This window comes from Pseudomonas sp. KSR10 (assembly GCF_022355455.1).
GTDB lineage: Bacteria > Pseudomonadota > Gammaproteobacteria > Pseudomonadales > Pseudomonadaceae > Stutzerimonas > Stutzerimonas stutzeri_E.
In genome coordinates this window covers 184,962-205,115 of record NZ_JAKOEN010000015.1, presented here as the reverse complement: position 1 = coordinate 205,115, position 20,154 = coordinate 184,962, and the positions used below count along the sequence as shown (strand labels likewise).

The 20,154-nt window shown below is 61.9% G+C and carries 22 protein-coding genes; 1 reads left to right on the top strand and 21 read right to left on the bottom strand.

Annotation, left to right across the window (positions count from 1 at the left end; genetic code table 11):
* The 13 genes from MCB86_RS06745 to MCB86_RS06685 form a co-directional block, all read right to left on the bottom strand.
* On the bottom strand, positions 1-1,047 hold the full coding sequence (locus MCB86_RS06745) for an EscU/YscU/HrcU family type III secretion system export apparatus switch protein (RefSeq protein ID WP_239610393.1): 1,047 nt from the start codon (positions 1,045-1,047) through the stop codon (positions 1-3).
* A gap of 239 nt (positions 1,048-1,286) precedes the next feature.
* Positions 1,287-2,105, bottom strand: a complete 819-nt coding sequence (gene sctT, locus MCB86_RS06740) for a type III secretion system export apparatus subunit SctT (RefSeq protein WP_239610392.1) — start codon at positions 2,103-2,105, stop codon at positions 1,287-1,289.
* 21 nt (positions 2,106-2,126) lie between these two features.
* Positions 2,127-2,396 carry a type III secretion system export apparatus subunit SctS gene (gene sctS, locus MCB86_RS06735; RefSeq protein WP_045162148.1) on the bottom strand — a complete coding sequence of 90 codons (270 nt, stop codon included), beginning with the start codon at positions 2,394-2,396 and terminating at the stop codon, positions 2,127-2,129.
* A gap of 1 nt (position 2,397) precedes the next feature.
* Positions 2,398-3,054, bottom strand: coding sequence for a type III secretion system export apparatus subunit SctR (sctR, locus tag MCB86_RS06730; RefSeq protein ID WP_239610391.1), 657 nt, complete (start codon positions 3,052-3,054; stop codon positions 2,398-2,400).
* Positions 3,047-4,069 carry a type III secretion system cytoplasmic ring protein SctQ gene (sctQ, locus tag MCB86_RS06725; RefSeq protein WP_239610390.1) on the bottom strand — a complete coding sequence of 341 codons (1,023 nt, stop codon included), beginning with the start codon at positions 4,067-4,069 and terminating at the stop codon, positions 3,047-3,049. Before sctQ ends, sctR begins: the two co-directional genes overlap by 8 nt.
* A 10-nt stretch (positions 4,070-4,079) precedes the next feature.
* Positions 4,080-4,553, bottom strand: a complete 474-nt coding sequence (locus MCB86_RS06720) for a hypothetical protein (protein WP_239610389.1) — start codon at positions 4,551-4,553, stop codon at positions 4,080-4,082.
* Entirely contained in the window at positions 4,550-5,878 is a 1,329-nt protein-coding gene (locus MCB86_RS06715; protein ID WP_239610431.1) for a FliI/YscN family ATPase, read from the bottom strand. Before MCB86_RS06715 ends, MCB86_RS06720 begins: the two co-directional genes overlap by 4 nt.
* A gap of 11 nt (positions 5,879-5,889) precedes the next feature.
* On the bottom strand, positions 5,890-6,480 hold the full coding sequence (gene sctL, locus MCB86_RS06710; protein WP_239610388.1) for a type III secretion system stator protein SctL: 591 nt from the start codon (positions 6,478-6,480) through the stop codon (positions 5,890-5,892).
* Positions 6,477-7,082, bottom strand: a complete 606-nt coding sequence (locus MCB86_RS06705) for a hypothetical protein (RefSeq protein WP_155397626.1) — start codon at positions 7,080-7,082, stop codon at positions 6,477-6,479. Before MCB86_RS06705 ends, sctL begins: the two co-directional genes overlap by 4 nt.
* On the bottom strand, positions 7,079-7,840 hold the full coding sequence (gene sctJ / locus MCB86_RS06700) for a type III secretion inner membrane ring lipoprotein SctJ (protein WP_045162144.1): 762 nt from the start codon (positions 7,838-7,840) through the stop codon (positions 7,079-7,081). Before sctJ ends, MCB86_RS06705 begins: the two co-directional genes overlap by 4 nt.
* Before the next feature lies 1 nt (position 7,841).
* Positions 7,842-8,246, bottom strand: coding sequence for a hypothetical protein (locus MCB86_RS06695; protein WP_239610387.1), 405 nt, complete (start codon positions 8,244-8,246; stop codon positions 7,842-7,844).
* A gap of 32 nt (positions 8,247-8,278) precedes the next feature.
* The gene (locus MCB86_RS06690) at positions 8,279-8,497 is read right to left on the bottom strand and encodes a hypothetical protein (RefSeq protein ID WP_045162142.1); all 219 of its coding nucleotides are present in this window, start codon (positions 8,495-8,497) and stop codon (positions 8,279-8,281) included.
* A gap of 44 nt (positions 8,498-8,541) precedes the next feature.
* Positions 8,542-9,159 carry a hypothetical protein gene (locus tag MCB86_RS06685; protein ID WP_239610386.1) on the bottom strand — a complete coding sequence of 206 codons (618 nt, stop codon included), beginning with the start codon at positions 9,157-9,159 and terminating at the stop codon, positions 8,542-8,544.
* Positions 9,160-9,332: 173 nt separating this feature from the next.
* On the opposite strand from MCB86_RS06685, the gene MCB86_RS06680 reads away from it, so the two are divergent.
* Positions 9,333-10,220 (top strand): tetratricopeptide repeat protein, encoded by an 888-nt coding sequence (locus tag MCB86_RS06680; protein WP_239610385.1) that lies wholly within the window; start codon positions 9,333-9,335, stop codon positions 10,218-10,220.
* Positions 10,221-10,224: 4 nt separating this feature from the next.
* Here the strand turns inward: MCB86_RS06680 and MCB86_RS06675 are convergent, their stop codons facing one another.
* From MCB86_RS06675 to MCB86_RS06640, 8 genes are all read right to left on the bottom strand, one after another.
* Complete coding sequence (locus MCB86_RS06675; RefSeq protein ID WP_239610384.1) at positions 10,225-10,614, bottom strand: hypothetical protein; 390 nt, start codon at positions 10,612-10,614, stop codon at positions 10,225-10,227.
* Entirely contained in the window at positions 10,604-11,932 is a 1,329-nt protein-coding gene (locus MCB86_RS06670) for a type II and III secretion system protein family protein (protein WP_239610383.1), read from the bottom strand. The genes MCB86_RS06675 and MCB86_RS06670 overlap by 11 nt, the downstream gene beginning before the upstream one ends.
* 17 nt (positions 11,933-11,949) lie before the next feature.
* Positions 11,950-14,082, bottom strand: a complete 2,133-nt coding sequence (sctV, locus tag MCB86_RS06665; RefSeq protein ID WP_239610382.1) for a type III secretion system export apparatus subunit SctV — start codon at positions 14,080-14,082, stop codon at positions 11,950-11,952.
* A complete protein-coding gene (locus MCB86_RS06660; protein WP_045162139.1) occupies positions 14,079-14,408 on the bottom strand; it encodes a hypothetical protein in 330 nt (109 codons plus the stop codon). The genes sctV and MCB86_RS06660 overlap by 4 nt, the downstream gene beginning before the upstream one ends.
* On the bottom strand, positions 14,405-14,788 hold the full coding sequence (locus MCB86_RS06655; protein WP_045162138.1) for a hypothetical protein: 384 nt from the start codon (positions 14,786-14,788) through the stop codon (positions 14,405-14,407). The genes MCB86_RS06660 and MCB86_RS06655 overlap by 4 nt, the downstream gene beginning before the upstream one ends.
* Before the next feature lie 37 nt (positions 14,789-14,825).
* Complete coding sequence (locus tag MCB86_RS06650; RefSeq protein ID WP_239610381.1) at positions 14,826-15,722, bottom strand: FHA domain-containing protein; 897 nt, start codon at positions 15,720-15,722, stop codon at positions 14,826-14,828.
* 106 nt (positions 15,723-15,828) lie between these two features.
* Entirely contained in the window at positions 15,829-15,990 is a 162-nt protein-coding gene (locus MCB86_RS06645) for a hypothetical protein (protein ID WP_177330795.1), read from the bottom strand.
* A 362-nt stretch (positions 15,991-16,352) separates the two neighbouring features.
* Positions 16,353-20,054: a hypothetical protein gene (locus tag MCB86_RS06640; RefSeq protein ID WP_239610380.1), complete on the bottom strand. Its 3,702-nt coding sequence runs from the start codon at positions 20,052-20,054 to the stop codon at positions 16,353-16,355.
* Positions 20,055-20,154: the final 100 nt, after the last annotated feature.

The window sequence follows — 20,154 nt, the reverse complement described above, 5'->3', positions numbered from 1 at the left end:
TTATATCAACCGTGCGGAGACCAGCAGGTCCGCCACACGCTGGAAATAACGATCAGGCACCGGAGCGCCAGGCGGCGTGCGCTTGCCGATGGCCTCGGCCAGCTCGCTGTCGGTGGCCAGGGGCAGGCCGAGCTGCGCGGCGCGTGCCAGCACGGCCGAGGATTGTTCGGGTGCCGCGCGGAACACCACGACCGGTACAGGCGTCTGCCCACGGACATAGCGCAGCCCGACGAGCCAACCACCGGCCTGGCCCACTATCAGCGTCGCCTGCTCAAGACCGAGGCGCGCGCCTGGTGTTTGGAAATCCTGCCGCAGACGCCGCCGCTCACGCTTGATCAGGGGGTCACCTTCCATGTCCTTGTGCTCACGCTTCTGCTCGCTCTTGGTCATGCGCATTTCGCGACTGAACAACCAGCGCTGGATCAGCAGGTCCACTGCCCCCACGACCAGAAAAGCGATGAGCGCGGTCACTACCAACGGCGTCAGGAGTGAAAGGAAGGAGGAATAGACGCAGGCGGCGCCGCAGCGGGACGACTCCATCAAGGCCTGCAAGCCGAGGCGATAGACGATCACCAGAGCCACCGCTACCACCAGCAGCTTGAACAGCGTTTTGAGAAATTCGGTGATGCTGCGCATCGAGAACAGGCGTTTGAAGCCCGCAACCGGATTGATGTGCTGGACGTCGGGTTTGATCGGCTCTGCGGTGAATACCATGCCGCGCATGGCTGCGACGTTGGTGACGATTACCGTTGCGACGGTCGCCACCAAGATCGGCAGCGTTGCTGCGATCAGCAGGCTGAACGCCTCGGATTGCACGCGTGGCCAGACCGTGGCGAATGGCTCTACATAGACGCGTGCCACAGTGCCGAGAAATTGCTGCACGCGGGCATGGATGCCGTCGATCAGCACGACCACACACAGAGTGCAGACGAGCATGACCATGCCGGTCACAAGATCCTGACTCTTTGAGAGCTGTCCCTTCTGCCGTGCATCACGCAGCTTCTTGTCGGATGCAGGCTGGGATTTCTCTTCGCTCTTGTCACTCACCGCAGCCGTGCCTCGCGTTCAGGCACCAGTGCTCGCGCCCACGCGGAATCAGCGAGCAGCCGTTCATACTCAGGCCACCGGACACGATGGACATGCGTTGTCTCCTTCGGGATTTCGACGCCAGACGACACGACTTCCATCCCGAAGCCAAACAAGCTAATGCGAGGCGGCTATCCAGCCGCTTTGGTATGACTCTGCCGCGACACGATGACAGAGGTATTGCAGTAGGCGGCCCGTCGTCAGTCGAACGCAGCCGCCCCCATGGCGAGGCTCGAATCCAGGAAGCGTTGGAAAAGCGTCGGCAGCGCCTCCAGTTCCGTCAGCATGAACGGCACCAGAAACGCGGCATACAGCGTTAGCAGAAAGGCGAACAGGAGATTCTTGACCGGCAGCGAAAGGTCGAACACATGGAGCTGCGGTGCCATCCTTGAGAGGTACGCCAGCAGCAGATCCGCCACCAGCAGAGCGATGACCACGGGCGCGATCATCAGCACGCCGATGCTCATCAGCCGGTCGAGCACGTGCAGCAACTGCAACGCGGTGCTCTCGACCAATACCGGCGTCAAAGCCTGCGCTGGCCATAGGGTGTAACTGCGATAGAAGCCATCGAGCATGGCAATGAACCCGCCGGTCATGAAGAACAACGCGATCAGCGCTACCGTGAGAAAGGTCGAGGTCACACTCGCCTCGCCAATACCCAGCGGATCGAGCAATTGCGCCATGGTCGATCCCCGTTGCAGGTCGATCAGCTCACCGGCGACCTCGGCCGCCCAGAACGGGATACCGAACAACAGCCCGATCGCAAGTCCGATCACCAGTTCCTTGACCAACAGCCCCGACAGCATCAGTGGCGACGGCGCGTCCAGGCTCGAAAATGCCAAGAACACCGAAGGCGCCACAGGGATCGCAAGAACCACTGCCACCGCCGAACGCAGCAGACCGGTCAGCCCGAGCCGGTTGAACGCAGGCGTGATCATCACCAGGCCCAGTGCGCGTGCGACTGCCAAGCCGAATGCGCTGAGTAACGGATAGGCCAGATCGAAGAATGCTGAGGCCAATTCACCGCCGGCAAACACGGCCTAGCGGGTCCAGGCAGGAAAACGATCGAGCATCTGTCCCGCCAGGTCAGCCACTTCACCGCCCAAGAGCGGCCCGGTGACGATCAACACCAGCAACACCGCCACCAACTTGACCGCCTGCGGCAGCGTCTGATCCTGGATCTGCGTCAGCGCCTGCAAGAGACCGACGCCAAAGCCGACCAGGATGGCGACGCCAAGCGCCGGTGCGGACAGCAGCAGCACCAACAGCGCAGCGTCCTTCATCAACGCCACGAAAGCGGCTTCGCCCACGTCAGCCTCCGTAGCTCATGATCAGACCATGCATCAGCCGCGACCAGCCATCGACCGCCACGAACAGGAAGATCTTCAGGGGGATCGAAATCAGCGTCGGCGAAACCATCATCATGCCCATCGCCATCAGCACGTTGGAGACGATCAGATCGATCACGAGGAAGGGTATGTAGAGCAGGAAGCCGATCTCGAACGCGCGGGTCAGCTCCGAGCTGACGAATGCCGGGATCAGGACGACCAGATCATCATCGCGCAGGCCAGCCCGCGCTTCTTCCGACCATAGGTCCTCGGTGGCATCAAGAAAGAATGCCCGCTCGCTCGGCTCAGCGTAGCGCGACAGATGCGCCTGCAACGGCGCGCGAAGCACACCGGCGGTGGCTTTCACCTCCTCGACGCTGTCGAGCGCCAAGGGTCGGTTCTCCAATTGACGGAACAGCTCTCCTGCGAGAGGGGTAGTGACATACACGGCCAGAATCAGCGCAATGCCGTAGAGGACCAGGTTCGGTGGCGTCTGCTGAACGCCCAGTGCGTTACGGATGAGAAACAGCACCACGGAGATCTTCAGAAAACCGGTCATGGTGACCACCGCCAGCGGAAGCAGGCCAATGGTGGCGACCAGCAGAATGATGCCGAACAGGTTCGGCTCGAACTCATTCATCGGCGGCGAAGCTCGTCAGTCGCACACCCAGCCCCGTGCCAAGCGTTACCAACTCGCCGCGGCCGATACACCGGCCGTTGACGGTGAGCTGCACCGGTTCGGTGAGGTTGCATCCAAGCTCCAGCACACTGCCCTCGCCCAATTCACGGACGTCACCCAGCGGCAACTCCAACCGGCCTACCTCGCAAACCAGGCGTACCGGCAGGCGGTCCAGTGCATCGTTAGGCGATGCATGTGAAGTCGTGGAATCAAGCGAGGCTTCCATGGGGTTAGGCTCCATCAGACGAAGGGAAGATAGGGGTGCAAGCAGCCGAACCGCGGCGGGCCCGGCGGACTCACACGAGGTTTCAAACGCCTCGGCCAAACACAGTCGATAGCGGGCAGCGGGACGATCGAGCATCACGACATCACCAGGACGCAGACTGCGCAGGTCACCGAGCGTGAGCGACTGCCATCCGCATTCAACCACCGCATGCAGTGGTATGACGGGTAGCCGATGCGGCGCGATGGGAAGTTGTTCGAGCAGATCGGCCAGCAGATGCGCGGCTCCGTCATCCAGATCGATCCAGCCATGTGCTTCGGCTGACGGCAATCCGAAGGTGACCCCCAGACGCAACCGGCAGGCATCAACGGGACCGTAGATATCGAAACGAATTGGCCGCTGAAGACGCTCTTCCAGCTGGGCGATCGGCCCGAGCAGTGCCTGTTCCACATACAACGCTCGCCAGGGCGACGGCAACTGCGGCCAGTTTTCGATCCCCATCAGTGCAGCCGCTTGGACGCCCAGATGCAGACAGGCGCGCGCAGAGCCAATGCTCAGCGGCAGGCCGATCAGCGCCTGGTGTGCCGTCTTGGGCGCCGTCAGTTTCGCCAGCCGCTCACCCGCCACCGTACTGATGGGTACCGGCAGCCGTCGCCGATGCAGGCGCGCCATCAGAGGCAGGAGATCGGGAGGAACGGCGGGCAAGCTGTCACGCAGAGGCCGGTAATCAGATGAACGCTCGGGTGTCGTCACTCGGTCTTCCTTAGGGCCAGTCGGGGCGCGTGAGGCGTTCAGCCTCGTCTTCGTCGTGCAGATCGGCGTCCACCCGGGCCTTGTTTGCTTGACGTTGACGATGAAGCTCCATCGCCTCGCGTCGTTTGCGCTGATGCGAATGGGTACGGGCAAGCGCATCCCTCTGCGTCTCGGCGTCGTCCTGTGCCACGCGCGCCTGTTCGATCGTTCGCTGGTGGCCGGCCTCTTCGCTGGCAACGCTGATTCGCCGGGCGTGCTCCTGCTGCAGCGCGTCGAGATCAAGCCGATCGCCGTTCAGGTACTGGAGTGTCGATGCGTCTTCGGCCTCGAGTTCGTCGAGAAAACGCTGATAGTCCTGCTGCGCATCGTTTGCACGCCGTGCCGCTTCCCTTGCGGTCTGGGTCTGTCGGGCCAGCGCAGCAGCAGCCTGATGTTCTCGCAGCTGACGCAAGCTCATCAGGCGATCAAGGGTTGGGCCGGTCATCGGGCCAGTTCCGTCATGGCCCGCAGGGTGTCGCCGAGCGTCGAATGTTCGTCCGTAGCCTGGCGTAGAAAGCGGTCGATGACCGGCTTCCGGGCGATTGCAGCGTCTATTTCCGGGTCGTTACCGGCCTTGTATTCGCCAACCTGCAACAGCAATTCGATATCCCGGTAGCGCGACAGCGACTCACGAATGCGCGCAGCGGTTTGCCGTTGCAGGGGCCGGGTCACTGCATCCATCAGACGGCTGCGGCTGCGCAGCACGTCGATGGCGGGGAAATGGTTGCGCTGGGCGAGCGATTGACTGAGGTGAATGTGCCCATCAAGGATCGACATCACCTCCTCGGCCACCGGATCCTGACTGCCCTCGCCTTCAGTCAGTACCGTGTAAAGGCCCGTGATGCTGCCCCTTGCCCCCGGCCCCGCGCGTTCGAGCAAGCGAGGCAGCGCCGCGAACAGCGAGGGCGGATAGCCGCGTCGGGTCGGCGGCTCGCCAGCGGCCAGACCTATTTCACGCTGGGCGCGGGCGAAGCGCGTCACGCTGTCCATCAACAACAGAACATGGCGGCCCTGGTCCCTGAAATGCTCGGCGAGAGCTGTCGCGACATAGGCCGCTTTCACCCGCTCCATTGCCGGGCGATCTGAGGTAGCGACAACGGCAACGGTGCGGGCCCGAGCCGTCGGATCGAGATGACGGTCCAGCAGCTCCCGCACTTCCCGGCCACGCTCACCGATCAGCGCGAGCACCACCACGTCCGCCTCGGTGCCTCGCACCATCGAGGCCAGCAGTGACGACTTGCCCACCCCCGCCTCGCCGAACAAGCCCATCCGCTGGCCGCGCGCGAGTGTCAGTAGGCCGTCGATTGCGCGAATACCCAGCTGCAAAGGCTGCTCGATCAGCTGACGATCAAACGGCGCCGGTGGCTCGGCCTGTACTGAACAACGCCCCATCGGCGGCAGGCTCTCGCCTTCCGGCCCATCGAGCCATTCGCCAAGTGCGTTGATCGCCTTGCCGAGAAGCCCGTCACCCGCTGGCACCTGCAAAACCGAGCCGGTCGAAATGACTTCGGCACGGGTGGACATCCCGTCGAGATCGCCAATTGGGGTAAGAATCGCTTCTTCGTCGGCGAAGCCCACGACCTCAGCGGGAATCTGCCGTCCAGTCAGTGGATCACGCAGATAACAGAGTTCACCAATTCGCGCCATCGCCAGGCTGGCATAGACCATCACACCGCGAACGCGACGTACACGGCCACGCGGAAGACGCGGATCGGCCTGTAGGGCGCGCTCCTGCAAGCGTGGCAACAGGTCGCTCAGGCGCTGGTCCAGCGGTAGTTCGCTCACGCCGATAGCTCCCGACTGGACGGATGGAGCGCCTTCGACAGTCCTTCGAGCTGCGCATCGAGGTCTAGGTCCACCACTGCCGAACGGCTGGCGAGCATGGCCTGAGCACCCACCAGCTGCGGATCCGCGGTTACGGTCGGCGACCGGCTGCCCACCAGCGCGTCAAGGTTGGCCTGCACCGCTGCAACCTGCTCAGGAGCGACGTGTAGCGTCAGCACCTGTTGATCACGGAACGCTTTCAGTGCTTTCGCAGTGAGACGGGCGATGCGTTCAGCATCGTCCAAACCTTCGATCAGCTGACGAACAACAGAGAGAGCGAGCTTCGCCAGATCACCTTCCAGACCGGCGAGGTAGCGTTCGACGTCCGCATGGGTCTTAGTCAAGAGCTCTGCCGCCGCATCGGCTCCCTGCCGGTGCCCATCGGCGTAACCCTGCTCGCGAAGTTGATCGGCCTCCTGCAGCGCACGTTCGCGTAAGGCTTCGGCCTGCTCACGCGCCGCCTGAAGAAAAGCAAAGCCGTCGGCCCAGGCCTGCGCCTCGTCAGCGCGAAGGATGATGCGGTTCGGCTGTGTCGGCAGATCACTCATGGCTTGTCAGTTGCCTCAGCGAAGTAATCGACGGCGACGACGCGCACGATCTCGAGTCGACGTGCGTCATGCTCATCACCCACAGGCGCACCCTCATCAAATCCGCGCAGACGCATCCAGTCCCGTGACGACAGCGATAGTTGGACGTACCAGGCGGCCATGCAGGCTTCGCCTGTGGCACAGACGGCAGCTTCCAGTCCCGCCGGATCATCCGAAACCGCCGGCAACCACGCGAGCGCTCGGTGTCGCAGTGCCAATTCATACAGCGGCCGGCCAAAGCGCTCGGTTAGCGTCTGCACCTGTGCCGCCTGAATGGCACACGCGAAGGTTTGCGCATGGCAAACAGCGCCACAGGCTCGACTCAGCTCGGACCACTGGCTGGCACTGGCACGCAACAGATGACGATCACCTGCATCAAGGACCGGATCGAGGGGGACGGCATTGCCTGCGAGCAACTGAAGTAGCCGGTCATGGAAACGCGGCTCGGCGAGCAGCACATCGACACTGGCGACACCTATCTGTTGACGAGCCAGCGCAGACACGTCGAGCAGGCTGAGCAGCTCGGTGCTCGACGGCGGCCAATCCATAGCGTCCGCACTCATGTGCGCGGCACCAATGGGTAGACGCGCGCCCCGCCAGCGGGACGACGCAACAGCCAAATGCAGACGCCGGCGAGTGCCAGCACCGCCAGCAGAAGGCTGCCGAAAACCCAGCGTGCCTGATCGAGGCTAGCCTGTTGCAGGGTTATGCCGAAGAATCTCACCAGCGGCTCGGTCGCACGCTCGACGGGCGCCGGCGCTTCGACGGGAATCACCGAGACGCCTTCGTAGCTCAGCCCGGAGATGCCGTTGGCCACCAACGTTTTCACCTGAGGCAACAAGCGATTGATATCCAGCCCGGGTTCATGGCGGATGAACACCGAGGCCGAAGATGGCACTGTGTTGCGCTTGAGCAGATCGTTATCTGGCAATACCACGTGCACGCGCGCCGATAGCACGCCATCGACCTGGGAAACGGTATGCGACAGCTCCTCACTGAGCGCATAGATCATCTGTGCGCGTTCCTGCACAGGCGACGACACCAGGCCATTGTTCTGGAACACCTCGCCTAGATTGGTGAAGCTCTGCTCCGGCAAACCGGCATCCTCAAGCAACGACACGGCGTCGGCGAAGCGGCGCTTGTCCACTGTCACGGTCAACCGTCCATCCTTCTGCATGACTCGATCAGCCGCGATACCCCGCTCCAGCAGCACTGCCACCATACGGTTCGCTTCGCGTTGCTCGAGGTCGCTGTAGAGTTCGGTGTCGCAGGCCTGCAGCAATAGCATCAGCGCAAACAACGGGATCAACCTGAGCCGCATGTCATTGGCCTCGCAGCAGCGTATTGGCCGCACCAGATATCTGCGTCGCACCGCGCACCACCATTTGCGTCTCGATGGCATGATCGAACATCCGGCTCAACGACTCGGCAACCTTTTCGAGCTGAGCGTCGGCCATGCGCGTCGGTGCGCCAGGCTGATCAACCACGCTGACCTGCGCGTCGACGGCAGTTGACCCGCTGCCGGATAGGCTGTCAGCGCGGGCAGCAAATGCTTGGGACCGCTCCAGAAACCCGTCGAGTCCATTGACCAGCCCTTCACCCAACTGCGCGGGGCTGGCTCCCTGTCCCGCGCTTTGGGCCTGGCTAGCCAGGTGTTCGAAAAGGTTCTGCGATGCCAACTCCTGCCCCCCGCTGGCGAGGTTGGTGGTGGAAATTGCTGGCGTCATCGCGTCTCCCCTTCTGTCTGTGGTGCAGACGTTTACTCGTCCGACATGGCTTCGTTGAGAATCTCGGTGGCGCGCGGCATCAGGATCATCTGCCCACCGACCTGTATGGCCCCGATGATCAATTGCTCGTTGAAGTCGGCCTCCGACAGCTCGTTTTGGGCGTTCTCGATGGCCTCGTCGAAGGTCCGCTCGTTGGAAGCGGCACTGGAGCCGTCGGTGATGACGCTGGTATCTACGGGATTGATCGACATGGAACTCTCCTGCGTGGATGTGCCCAGGGCACGGTCAGTGGTTGTCAGCTGCGATTGCTGACGACTTCGGTGTCGGCGCCGCCCCGGAATATGCGGACGCCGATACTCGGAGCTCGACCCGGACTGCCACGCAGGCTATCCAGGCGTTGCTGAACATGAGCGATGTAGCCCGGCGGGCCTGAGACGTTCAGTGTCGCGCGGCGCTCGTCCAGACGCGCCCCGACGCCTGTTCCGTGGCGAAGCGTGGCAAGCAGATGATCAAGCGCATCGCTGTCGAACGGGCCGACGTTGAAGCTGCGGCTAGCGAGTTCGGTGGCTGAATCGACCACGACCGCATCGCCCTTGAGGTACCAGGTAAGCCCGGCAGCGGTTGAAATACGCTTCAGAAAGGCTGCGGCGTCCGGCGCCTGGATGTCCCCTCGCACTCTGCCCTTCACGCGTGCAGATAGAATGACCGGCACGTTCAGGTTACGGCCGAACTCAGCCAGCACGTTGCGCACGTCCTGATCAATCACGCGATAGCGATAGGGTTGAGCGAACCAGTCGGGGTCAGACGTGGCCTGCGCAGGTTGTGCGAGGGCAAGCCAAGCGAAAAACCAGATCGCGGCATGACGGAATGGCCGCAGGATGTTGAAGGCGTCATCGTGGCGATACGAGGTCATGTTCGTTCCATCCATACCATCACCTTGAAAGGCGACAGTCGGGCGCGGGCCCGCTAGGAAAAACAGCCATCCTGGTATTGCGCGACTACAACGACCACGTCCAGCAGCCGAAACGCGGAAGTCGCGTCAGCGACCTCTCGAATGGCAAAAGTATTGCGGCCCCAGATGACAACATGATTGCAGCGGCCCTGATGGCGTCGGCGGAATGTCATGGCATTGTCATGCCGCTCTGGCCCAATCGCTTGCTGCACCCACGCAGGAGCTATCCGTTGCCAGAGTTTGTCCGCCCCCGCCTGTCGGCTGTCTTCGTCTGCATGGCGCTAAGCGCCTGCGCCAGCAATCCCACCCCCCCTGTCAGTGATCGCGACCGTCTCCTATCGCTGGCCGAACAGGTGCGACGTGGCGGGGACCCAGCCTCGGCTGTCGCGCTGTATGAACGAGCCGCCGAGCTGAGCGATCAGGCACCGGAGGTCATGCTCGCACTCGGCGATACGATGCTGGTTACAGGTGATGCAAGCGGGGCAGCACAAGCGTTTCGCGCGGTATTGACCCGCAATCCGGACGACCCACAGGCGCTACTCGGGCTGGGCACCGCGGACCTGCAGCAGGGTCGCGTCGAGCGCGCCGTACGGTCTCTCCAAGCCGCCGCGCCGCAGATCGACACGGCGGTAGCTTATAACCGTCTCGGAACCGCGTACGTGCTGTCCGGCGCGTTCACTGAAGCCCAAGCCGCCTACGGAACCGCACTGGCGCATGCGGGCGGCGACCTGGACATTCGCAGCAACCTGGCGTTGGCATTCGCACTTGACGGTCAAGCCCAGCGAGCACGAGCAGAGGCTACGGCGATTACCGAATCCCCATTATCCGAACCGCATCACGTGCGCCAGCAAATGCTGGTATTGACCCTGCTTGGTGATGATCAATCCGCAGCTGATGCGCTGGCTGGTTTACCCAAGGCAGAGCGCGGCGAGTTGCTCGCTCAAGCTCGGGCGATCCGTTCTATCAAAGATCCCGCGGCCCGCGCGCGTGCCGTCGGCTTGTTGACCTCTACCCAACTCTGACCTGTCAGGGTGCGCCTGTGCTGCTCTCCTGCTCCAGACGCCGGCTGCGCTCGCGCTCATCTTCGTTATCGCCACGCAAGTAGCGCTCCGCGGCCTGGGCAACTGGCGCCGCGAAGGACGGTCCGGTATCGCGACCGCGACGCAGGTCATCAGGCCGCTCGACCATCCGCTGCAAATTGAGCGCATTGGCGCAACCGACCGGCAGGCGGGGCGAATTCGTTCCATTGGCAATGGCCAGACACGTATCGGGAAAAGGCCGCGAGTCGCCGGGCAGGTCCACATCGAACCCTGCCGAATAGTGTGGTGAGTCCAGCTCAGTAGCGCAGCCGCCAAGCATCGCAACCAGCCCCACCCAAACGACCGTTGCAGAAAAAAAGCGGATCTCATTCAACATGGAAGCCGAACTCCGTACGACGCGTGAACGCTGACGCGCCAGCCAGTTGCCAGGCGGGATTGGTGCCCGCCGGGTCCAGCGGTGTCGCCAAGTCGCGCTCGCCGCTCGGCTCGACCAGATACGGCGTGATCAGGATGACCAGCTCCGTCTCGTTCTGCTGAAAGCGCCGGGAACGAAACAAGCTGCCCAGCACCGGCATATCTCCCAGTAGCGGCAGGCGATCCATATCTTGCGAGTTATTGCGTTGGAACAACCCGGCAATGGCGAAGGTCTGTCCGCTGCCTACCTCTACCCGCGTATCGGCGCGGCGGATACGGAACGTCGGCACCGTCAGCCCGGCGATTTCAACCGTGCTGCTGCCATCCAGGCTGCTGACCTCAGGTCGCACCCGCAGACCGATCCGCTCGCCGGGTAGCAGCGTCGGGGTGAACATCAGCGAGACGCCATAAGGTTTGTATTCGATACCCACCAGCTCGTTGCTGACGGGGACCGGCACCGGGATCTCCCCGCCCGCCAGAAAGCTTGCAGTCTGCCCGGTCATGGCCGTGATATTCGGCTCGGCAAGAATCTCGAGAATACCGTTACTCTGCAGCGCGTCGAGCAGCACGTCGACACTGCCGCTGCCGGAGCTGAAACCGCCACCGATCAGGTTGGTCGCCCCGTTGGCTGCCGCGCTGGCCAACGGGCCACCGGTCACCAGGCCGAAGGAGAAGTTGCCGGCGTTGACCAAGGCGTTCCAGTTAACGCCATAACTGAGCAACTGCTGACGTGAAACCTCGGCGAACCGAACTCGGATGTTGACCTGTGGCGAGCCGGCATAAGTGGTCGCATTGATGGCCGGTTGGCCTTCTATAGCCTGGCTGTCCAACGAAGCCTGGGTAGCCAGCGCAGACTGCACCGTATCCGCTTCTCCGGTTGCGAACGCGCGGCGCCCGGCAAGATCGACACGCACCTTGCCACCACCGTCGGGCCGAACGTCCAGACTGACCGTGCCGCGTGTTTGTTGTTCTGGCCCCAGAGCGATCAGATCGGTATTGCCAACCGCCTTGGCGTAGACATAAGCGACGCCGTCGGAGACGACGCGTACGTCAGCGATCGTCGGATCGGCGACAAACAGTGACTCAACGGCCGCAGGAAAGCGCAGCACCCGCCCTTCCCCCGGCGTCAGGCCGATCTGCTGGGCACTGCCAGGATCGATCGTGACCGGGCGGGCCTGAACCATGACCGGCATCAATCCGAAGGCAAGCACCAACCAGCACAGCGGCCGGTACGTGGCCGCAGTCAGCCAACGAATAGCGTTCAGGAAACGTTCGGGCATGGGCGCTCCTTGCCGGCTCAAGAGGCTGCCATTGACGCAGGGGCGCGTTCTGGCAACGGTTTATAGCCCCGCGGCAGTTCCACAGGCGCGAGTGGCTGCACGGAAAATTCGCGGGTCAGGTCCTGGAAGCTCAGTACGGCGATATCGAGCCCTTGCCGGACAACCAATTGGCGCAGATAGCGGCGCAGGTCTGGTGATGTCATCAGCACCGGTTCCAGGTTGCCGCTCAGTCCGTCGTAATGCCCCTGGAGCTGGGACAACACGCCACGAGAGAGGGCTTCGGGCAATGCCTGGGCGCGATCGCTACGACGTAGCGCCTGTCTGATCGCCTCTTCCAACGGACGGGTGAGGGTAAAGGCTGCGATGACGCGGTTGCCGTCGGCGTGGCGGTGGCAGATCTGACGCGACAGTGCCGCACGGACATGCTCGCTCAACACATGAATTTCAAGATCGCGCCCGCCCCACTCCACCAGCGCTTCGAGCACGCCGCGCAAGTTGCGCAGTGCAATGCCTTCGTCCAGCAGCCGCCGAAATACTTCGGAGGTGCGCTGCAACGACACGACGCGCTGGGCTTCCTTGACCAGCTCAGGATACTCAGCTTCCATTCGCGACAGCAGTTGGCGAGTTTCCTGGATACCGAGAAACTCCGCGGCGTACCGCCGTAGCGTGTGCGCCAGATAGGCGCCGAGCGCTTCGTCGATTCCCCGGCAGGCCACTCCTGCCTCATTCAGCGCAGTGCGTGCGCCTCGTTCGACCCATAAAGTTTCCCGCCGCCCGATCAAAGGCGGCAGGTTCTGTGCGTCGAAGCCGGCCAGTGACAGCGTCACCGTGTCGTCAAGTACCTGCAGACAGCCCGGCGCGACGCTCGCCTCGGCGATCGGCACCCCATCGATATCGACACCGATGCGGCCCTGCGCTGCGCTCGGATCGCATCGCACACCGACACGCGGCAGCTCGATGCCCAGTTCATCCATGACCTGCTGACGCGCTTCGCCCGCCTGAGCTCTTACAGCGTCGAGGACCAGATCACGCTCCAGCGCAGCCCCCAGCCACAGCGTAACGCGGCAGTTCCGGTCATCGCTTTCCACCAAGGCCGGTCCAACCTGCGGCGCAGCCGGCGGCGTCGCAACCAGGCTTTCGAGCACCGGGTCGGCACCGGCCGCCTGTACTGGCCGCTCGCGACGCGCCAGACGGTAGGCGAAGGCGCCAAGAATCGCAGACAGGGCCAGAAACACAGGGGCGGGGAAGCCCGGCACGATCGCCATGCCGCCAAGAATGACGGCCGTCAGCCCCAGCGCCCGCGAGTTGGCACCCAACTGACCGACGATTTCCGTACCCAGGTCGCGCTCGTCTTCAGACGCGACGCGGGTCACTACCGTGCCCGCCGCAACGGCAATCAACAGCGCGGGAATCTGGGCGATCAGACCATCACCTACGGTCAGCAGTGAATAGGTATGAAGGGCCTCGTCAAACGGCATTCCACGCTTGAGCATACCGATCATCCAACCGCCGAACAGGTTGACGAAGAGGATCACGAGGCCGGCGATCGCGTCGCCTTTGACAAACTTCATCGCGCCATCCATCGCTCCGTAGAGCTGGCTCTCGCGCTCCAGACGGGAGCGCCGCGTGCGCGCCTCCTGCTGATCGATGTCGCCGTTGCGCAGATCATTGTCGATACTCATCTGCTTGCCCGGCATCGCGTCGAGCGTAAAGCGGGCGGCTACTTCGGCCACGCGTTCCGAACCCTTGGTAATCACCAGAAACTGCGCAACCGTGATGATCAGGAATACCACAAGGCCGATCAGCACTTCACCGGCAATGACGAATTCGCCAAAGGCTTGCACGATCTCGCCAGCGTCGCCTTCCAACAGGATCAGGCGAGTGGTCGTGATCGACAACGCTAACCGAAACAAGGTGCTCAGCAGGATCACTGGCGGCAAGGCGGAAAAGTCCACTGCTCGGGTCAGGTAAAACGCAACAACCAGGATCAACAGACTGAACGCGATGTTGATGCCAATGAGCAGATCTACCAGCCAGGTCGGCAGCGGCATGATCATCATCGCCACAGCGAGGAGCATGAACGCGGCGATCACCACGTCGCTGCGACCAGCAGCCAGTTGCGCCAGGCGATTCAACGGAGCCAGGGTCATTCGGTTCTCCAGGCCAGATAGCGGTGAAAACACTCGCGCGCATCGTCACGCCGGTTGAGTATCCATAAGGCCCGGCTGCGCAATAACTGGTGGTCGGCCTTTTCGCCTTCGAGCAAGGCCAGCTGATCGATCGCTAGCAGCGCGCGGCGGCCATCACCCGCAGCAAGGAAGCCACCAATCAGCGTCCGAAGAATGGAAGGCTGCGTGGGGGCAAGGCGCACGGCGAGCAATAGCATTGCCAGCCCGCGCTGGGGCTGTCCCGCGCGCGAGTAAAGATCGCCACGCACTTGTAGCCATTGCGCGGCCTCGTGGTGGTGAATGCTCATGAAATCGGATCCGGCGATAACCATTCGAGAAGCGCCATCTGCTGATCGCACTCTTCCAGCAGCATGCACTCGAGGGTTTCCAAGGTTTCAGCGTCGCCTTCCAACGATGGCAGCACCTGGTCCAGCAGGTACTGAAGAACTTCCAGCGAACGGCTTTCGCCGAGCAGCGCCGGATCGTCAATGATGGGCATCGTTGCCCGCTCCAACGCGCTGATCAGGGACCGAGTCTGAGCGCCGCGCCTTGTACGCAGCAAGCGCTCGAAGGTGTCACCAGCGGTACCGTTGACGACCGGATTGAAACGCCGCACCGCATCGGCAGTGGTTGCTGCCGACACGTCCGGGCCCGCTGAACGACCAAGTCGATGGGGATCGATTCTCATCGCCATGAGCTCCGGTGGATGTCTAGCGTTTGTCGGCTCATAGGGTCAGCACGAACTCGGCGCCATCGCGACGCAGCAGCAGGCGCTCGGCTTCGATGCTCGCCAGCACCCAACCACCGTCCACTGCTGCACCCGGGTATAAGCGTTGTCCGTTTTCGCCGATCACGTAGGGGTTTTCCCCTGTCCAGATCGCTTGCACCCGCACGCGAGGCGGTTCGATCGGCGCGGCCGGGCTGACCGCACCGTGCAGCAGATGGCTGTGCCCGTAGGTTTGGTCGAACCAACGCTGGACATCGCGCCACCGTTGCATCCTGTCGGCATCGAGCGCGCCGGTCACCTGCAGGTAGCTGCCCTGAACATCCAGGCGTAGCGCTTGAAGATTCGCGTCTGCCAACCGGGCGCGCAGTTCTTCGGTAGGGTCGGCAGACGCTGGGGCAACGCTTATGGATGTTTGGGCGGGCTGCTCTGGCTCTACACGCGACGAAGCGCCACTCATGGCCAGAAAAGGAAACAGGCACAACCCGAGACCCGCGACACTTCCGGCTAACACCGCAGCGCGACGATCCAGCCAGCTCTGCAGCGGCGTCGCGATCGCACCAGTGGTACCCGCGCAAATGTGCATCTCCACCTCACCGATCCTGAGCGTGACAGGTAGCCGACCAAGGTACCCGCAGCCCTGCGCGACATGGGTGCCGTCGACATGCAGATCGGCACCAACGGCTTCGACGCGCAACCCCTTGCGCTTGACCAGTTGCAGCGCGAAGTGCTCGGGCGCGATCACGGCGTCAGTGAGCACTACATCGCAGGTCAGGTCGCTGCCGATCCGACAGCGCTCATCGGTAAGCAGAAATGAGGCACCAGCATGCGCGCCGGCCGAGACCACGAATCGCGGTGGCGTCGGCGCCGAGTGGGTGGTGAGGATCTGGGCAGTCATTGGATTCGAGCCCCGGAGCGGTGTTCATGGGGCGTTCTACTCGCCACATGATGAAGAAATCGATGCTGAACGGCCGGGCGACGACTGTTCGCCGCCCGGTCGCGAATCAGTTCTGAGGACGCTGTTTGGTGGCGTCGAGCTCAGTCTTCTTCTCGGTGGTGATCTCGGTGATCTTGGCCGATTTTTCGATAGCGGCGTCGAACGCTGCTTCCATTTTGGCGATTGCGGCGTCTGCGCTGGTGGTGCTGGAAGGGGCAACAGTACTCATATCGATGTCTCCTTGAAGGGATAGAAGGACATGCGCAAACCGCGACTGCTCGGCTGCAACCTGCACACTGCTTACGAACAAAACACCCCGTTGGGCTGCGCTGTCCGTTGCATTTTCAGGATGAAGGCCAAAGGTGACGGTAATATGGCGAGATGCTTGATGCAGAGCAGTTTATTGACACGTACCTGACAGACGGTAGAGCCGTTTACGCCCCTTCTGGCCAAGCGCCTCCCAGAACTGACGACCGCCATCATGCACGCGAGCAATCGGCCGTCAGTGCAAAAAAAAGCCCGAACGGCCAGGGGCCACTCGGGCAAGCTTGGTGCTTCGGTTTCCTTGATCGAGGGGGCCGAACAAATGGATCAACTCGCTACGGTACTTCCCTCATCCATCTGGGTTTGCAAGTTACTTCCGTCCCCGTCGTAGTCCACGTGTGTGATGTAGTCAAAGCCTGGCGATGGCAGATGTCCATCCTCAACGAAGAACTCGTACTCCTCTTCGCGGTACTCGAAGATGCTCTGGTCGTCCGGCGCGTCACGCTGGCCATAGCTGTACATGTACTGGTCAAGAAACTCGAAGCGCTGCAACCCGTCTTCGGTCAACAGACCCTGCTCGTCCAGATCAGCGAACAATTGCTGCAGGTCGTCGCGATGGGCGTCCATGCGATTGTTGTGCTTGATGTCCTCGACGATCAGGAACGGGGTCAACGCCACGGTCAGTGCGGCGCCTACCCACAGTAGCGGCGCGGCAATGGCCCGGGCGGCATTGGAGCCCAGAAGCGCCGCCATCTGTGCGCCACCGCCAGCGAAGTTGAATGCTCCGGCGGCCACGGTGATAGCCCCTTGCGCCACTGCAACCTTGTCGTTGCTGGCTAGTCCTGACTTGATCTTCAGTCCCCCGAGCACAAGGTCGGCCACACCGGTAAAGGTATTGGCCCCTGCATCCATTACCCGAAGAAAGGCCGAGACGCCCCGGGTGGTCGGCGTGCTGCCGTTGAGTCCCGGGTTCTTGGCGAAGCCGTCGCGGAAGCCGGCGTTAAGCTGATCCCACTGATCGGGCGTCAGATCAAGCTTCTTCGCCAGCTTGTCCTTGTCTTCGATGGGTGCGGCATCAACGGCGGTGTTGAAGTCCGTGAGAATCTTATGCAAATCGCCTTCGACCAGCCCCATGTTACGACCGGCACCGCCTGGCACGTCCTTTCCAAATATCTGCGGCAAGGACTTGTCGAGCCCCAACATTTGATTGACGTGAGTGCCACGGACGCTGTCGACGATATTGCTGCCCAAGTTGACGAAGTGCTGCCCTGCGCCCAACACGCTGACGAAGTCCTTGGCGATGGCCAGTCGCTCCTCTGGCGTGTCCGCCAGCGTGCCGCCCTTGCCCGCGATCTGATAGATGCCAGAGGCCAGCGAAATCAGACCGCCTGCCGACCCGAGCACGCCGTTGCTATTGAGCTCGGTGATGGTCTTCAACATGCTGCCGTGGGCACCCTCACCCAACGTCTTGTAGATGTCCTTGCCCATGACCTTGTCGATATCGGCCGCGGTCACGGTCCCGTTTTTGGCAAAGGTCGCGCCCAGTTCCTTCAAGGCCTCACCGAACGCTTTGGCGGTCTGCTTGTTGCCAAGAAACTCCTGCACGAAACGCTCGGTTTCCACAGTACGGCGGGGCATGTCGACACCACCCCTCTTCAGCGCAGTCAGAAGGGGTTTGATGGTGTCCTGGGTCGCAAGTACCGTGTTTTCGTCATTGATTCCGGAGGGATCGGCGAGCAGCTTGTCCAGGTCCATGGTCGTCGCATCGATCATCATGTGCTGCGAAAACTGTGCGGCCTTGTCCGGATCGAAGGCAGCGAGCGATGCGTAGGTCTTGCCGATATCGGCTTCAGCCAGATCAGCCTTGCCGCTCTCCTTCAGATCGGCAATGTAGCGCGAGTACTCCTCGGAGAAGGCCATCTTCTCAAGCTTGTCGAGTACCGCGTCTTTGTCCGGCAGCGCGTCAAGGGCCTTGCCCTGTTGGGCCTGGAAATCTTTTTGCACAATGCTGGAGCCGAACAGCTCGGCCGTTTGCTCATCAACCTTGGCTCGATCGATGATCGAGGCGAAGTCCTCGCCGTTGACCTTGGACGTGCTCTGACCCATCGACATGTCCAGCGTCACCATGTCCAGGCCATTCTCGCTGGCAGCCTGGGCGCGCAAGGCGTTGTACAACTTGGCGCGGTCGTCGTCCTTTGCAATGCTGCCGTTGTCGATGCCGGTCTTCCATTCGCTGATCAGGTTCTGCCAGGTCAGCTCGCCTACGGTCAACTTGCGATTCTTGTCATTCGGATCGGCAGTCGTGGTTTCCAGGTTGGCCACATCCGTTTCGGAATCCAAAGGCAGACCGGCGCTCTTGCGTTCGAAATCCAGTCTGCTGTCTTCGGTAGCCTCAGGTCCCTTGAGGCTTGAGAAACCGTACTTACCGAAGTCCTGGAGGCGGCCTGCTTCGGTGCCATTCCTCGCTTCGCCATCCTTGGTGATGCCGTCAATGCTGCCATTGCCCACATCGCTTCCAGACAAAAGCTTTCCGTCGCTGTCATGTGTTTCGATAAATTCGAGTACTTGCGAAGCCCTGAACGCGGCGTCGGCATCCTTCTCGAAATCGCCGACCTGGTCTTTCAGCATGTCCTTGATGCCGCTCTGGTTCCCGAGATGCTTCAGCAATGGATCGCCATTGATGATGTCTTGTGCCGAGCGATTATCGCTGTCCGGCCGCTCCCACACGATGCCGAGTTGTTCCGCCTGTTCGCGAGCGTCCTTGTCATTGGCGGCCGACGCCGGGTCCTTGAGTTCGCCTTTGAGGTGGGAGAAACCGAACTTGCCGAAGTCCTGAAGACGCCCGGCCTCCGTGCCGTTCTTCGCTTCGCCGCTCTTAGTGAAGCCATCGACACTCCCATTGCCGACATCTTTCCCGGCGATCTTCTTGCCTGAACTGTCCATCGTCTCGATATGCTCGAGAACCTGAGCCGCTCGGTAAGCGGCATCGGCACCCTTCTCGAAGTCGCCAACCTGCTCCTTGAGCATGTCTTTGACGCCGCTCTGGTTCCCAAGGTTTTTCAGCAACGGGCTGTCGTCGATGATGTCCCGGGCAGAGCGCTCATCACCTTCGGGACGTTCCCATTTGATTCCCAGCTTCTCGGCTATTTCGCGTGATTGCTTGTCATCCGCTGCAGCGGACACCTGATTGAGCTCCCCCTTGAGGTGAGAGAATCCATACTTCCCAAAATCCTGTAGACGTCCGGCCTCGGTGTTCGCCCTCGCCTCGCCGCTCTTGGTGAAGCCATTGATACTGCCGTTGCCGATGTCGCCGCTGATGATGCGGTTACCGTCGCCATCAAGCTTCTCGACATGTTCCAGTACCTGAGCGGCTCGGTAAGCGGCATCGGCATCGTTTTCGAAATCGCCGACCCGCTCTTTGAGCATGTCTTTGACGCCGCTCTGGTTACCTAGGTTCTTGAGCAGGGGATTGTCATTGATGATGTCTTGCGCTGAGCGGTCATCCCCGTCCGGACGTTCCCATTGGATGCCGGCGGCCTCGGCCTGCTCTCGGGCTTCGGTGTCGTCGCCAACAGTGCTGACATCGTTGAGCTCACCCTTGAGGTGGGTGAAGCCATATTTCCCGAAGTCCTGCAGTCGACCCGCTTCGGTGGCATGTCTCGCCTCGCCGCTGCTAGTGAACCCGTCTACTCTGCCGTTATCCACATCGTTGCTGGCGATACGGTTGCCGCTTTCGTCGAACTTCTCGATATGCTCCAGGACCTGCGCGGCCCGGTACGCCGCATCGGCATCTTTCTCGAAATCGCCGACGCGCTCTTTCAACTTGTCCTTCACGCCGCTCTGGTTTCCCAGATTTTTCAGCAGCGGCGTATCGTCGATAATCTCTTGTGCTGAGCGTTTGTCGTCTGCTGGACGCTCCCAATTTATGCCAGCTTCCTTGGCCCCCTCAGCCGCCTGCTCCCACGCTCTTGTGGAATTCGAGTCCGTTCTGGGGTTGTCGCCTGCGTTACTCGTCGCTTTGACGGTCATTGTCTATTCCTTTCTCGAAGCACCAGAAAAGTACAGTGACTACATGAGCTTACGTGGGCCGGGCGCAATACTCGCTACTGGCTGGATCGGATGATGTAAA

What these genes read in the sequence shown, in the direction of transcription:
- MCB86_RS06640 (WP_239610380.1), bottom strand. Translation starts at nt 20,054, where the DNA reads ATGACCGTCAAAGCGACGAGTAACGCAGGCGACAACCCCAGAACGGAC.
- sctL (WP_239610388.1), bottom strand. Translation starts at nt 6,480, where the DNA reads ATGAGTGATCTGCCGACACAGCCGAACCGCATCATCCTTCGCGCTGAC.
- MCB86_RS06695 (WP_239610387.1), bottom strand. Translation starts at nt 8,246, where the DNA reads ATGACGCCAGCAATTTCCACCACCAACCTCGCCAGCGGGGGGCAGGAG.
- MCB86_RS06655 (WP_045162138.1), bottom strand. Translation starts at nt 14,788, where the DNA reads ATGAGAATCGATCCCCATCGACTTGGTCGTTCAGCGGGCCCGGACGTG.
- MCB86_RS06680 (WP_239610385.1), top strand. Translation starts at nt 9,333, where the DNA reads ATGATTGCAGCGGCCCTGATGGCGTCGGCGGAATGTCATGGCATTGTC.
- MCB86_RS06720 (WP_239610389.1), bottom strand. Translation starts at nt 4,553, where the DNA reads ATGACCGGCCCAACCCTTGATCGCCTGATGAGCTTGCGTCAGCTGCGA.
- MCB86_RS06685 (WP_239610386.1), bottom strand. Translation starts at nt 9,159, where the DNA reads ATGACCTCGTATCGCCACGATGACGCCTTCAACATCCTGCGGCCATTC.
- sctR (WP_239610391.1), bottom strand. Translation starts at nt 3,054, where the DNA reads ATGAATGAGTTCGAGCCGAACCTGTTCGGCATCATTCTGCTGGTCGCC.
- MCB86_RS06670 (WP_239610383.1), bottom strand. Translation starts at nt 11,932, where the DNA reads ATGCCCGAACGTTTCCTGAACGCTATTCGTTGGCTGACTGCGGCCACG.
- MCB86_RS06705 (WP_155397626.1), bottom strand. Translation starts at nt 7,082, where the DNA reads ATGAGTGCGGACGCTATGGATTGGCCGCCGTCGAGCACCGAGCTGCTC.
- MCB86_RS06645 (WP_177330795.1), bottom strand. Translation starts at nt 15,990, where the DNA reads ATGAGTACTGTTGCCCCTTCCAGCACCACCAGCGCAGACGCCGCAATC.
- MCB86_RS06650 (WP_239610381.1), bottom strand. Translation starts at nt 15,722, where the DNA reads ATGACTGCCCAGATCCTCACCACCCACTCGGCGCCGACGCCACCGCGA.
- MCB86_RS06660 (WP_045162139.1), bottom strand. Translation starts at nt 14,408, where the DNA reads ATGAGCATTCACCACCACGAGGCCGCGCAATGGCTACAAGTGCGTGGC.
- sctV (WP_239610382.1), bottom strand. Translation starts at nt 14,082, where the DNA reads ATGACCCTGGCTCCGTTGAATCGCCTGGCGCAACTGGCTGCTGGTCGC.
- sctJ (WP_045162144.1), bottom strand. Translation starts at nt 7,840, where the DNA reads ATGCGGCTCAGGTTGATCCCGTTGTTTGCGCTGATGCTATTGCTGCAG.
- MCB86_RS06690 (WP_045162142.1), bottom strand. Translation starts at nt 8,497, where the DNA reads ATGTCGATCAATCCCGTAGATACCAGCGTCATCACCGACGGCTCCAGT.
- MCB86_RS06675 (WP_239610384.1), bottom strand. Translation starts at nt 10,614, where the DNA reads ATGTTGAATGAGATCCGCTTTTTTTCTGCAACGGTCGTTTGGGTGGGG.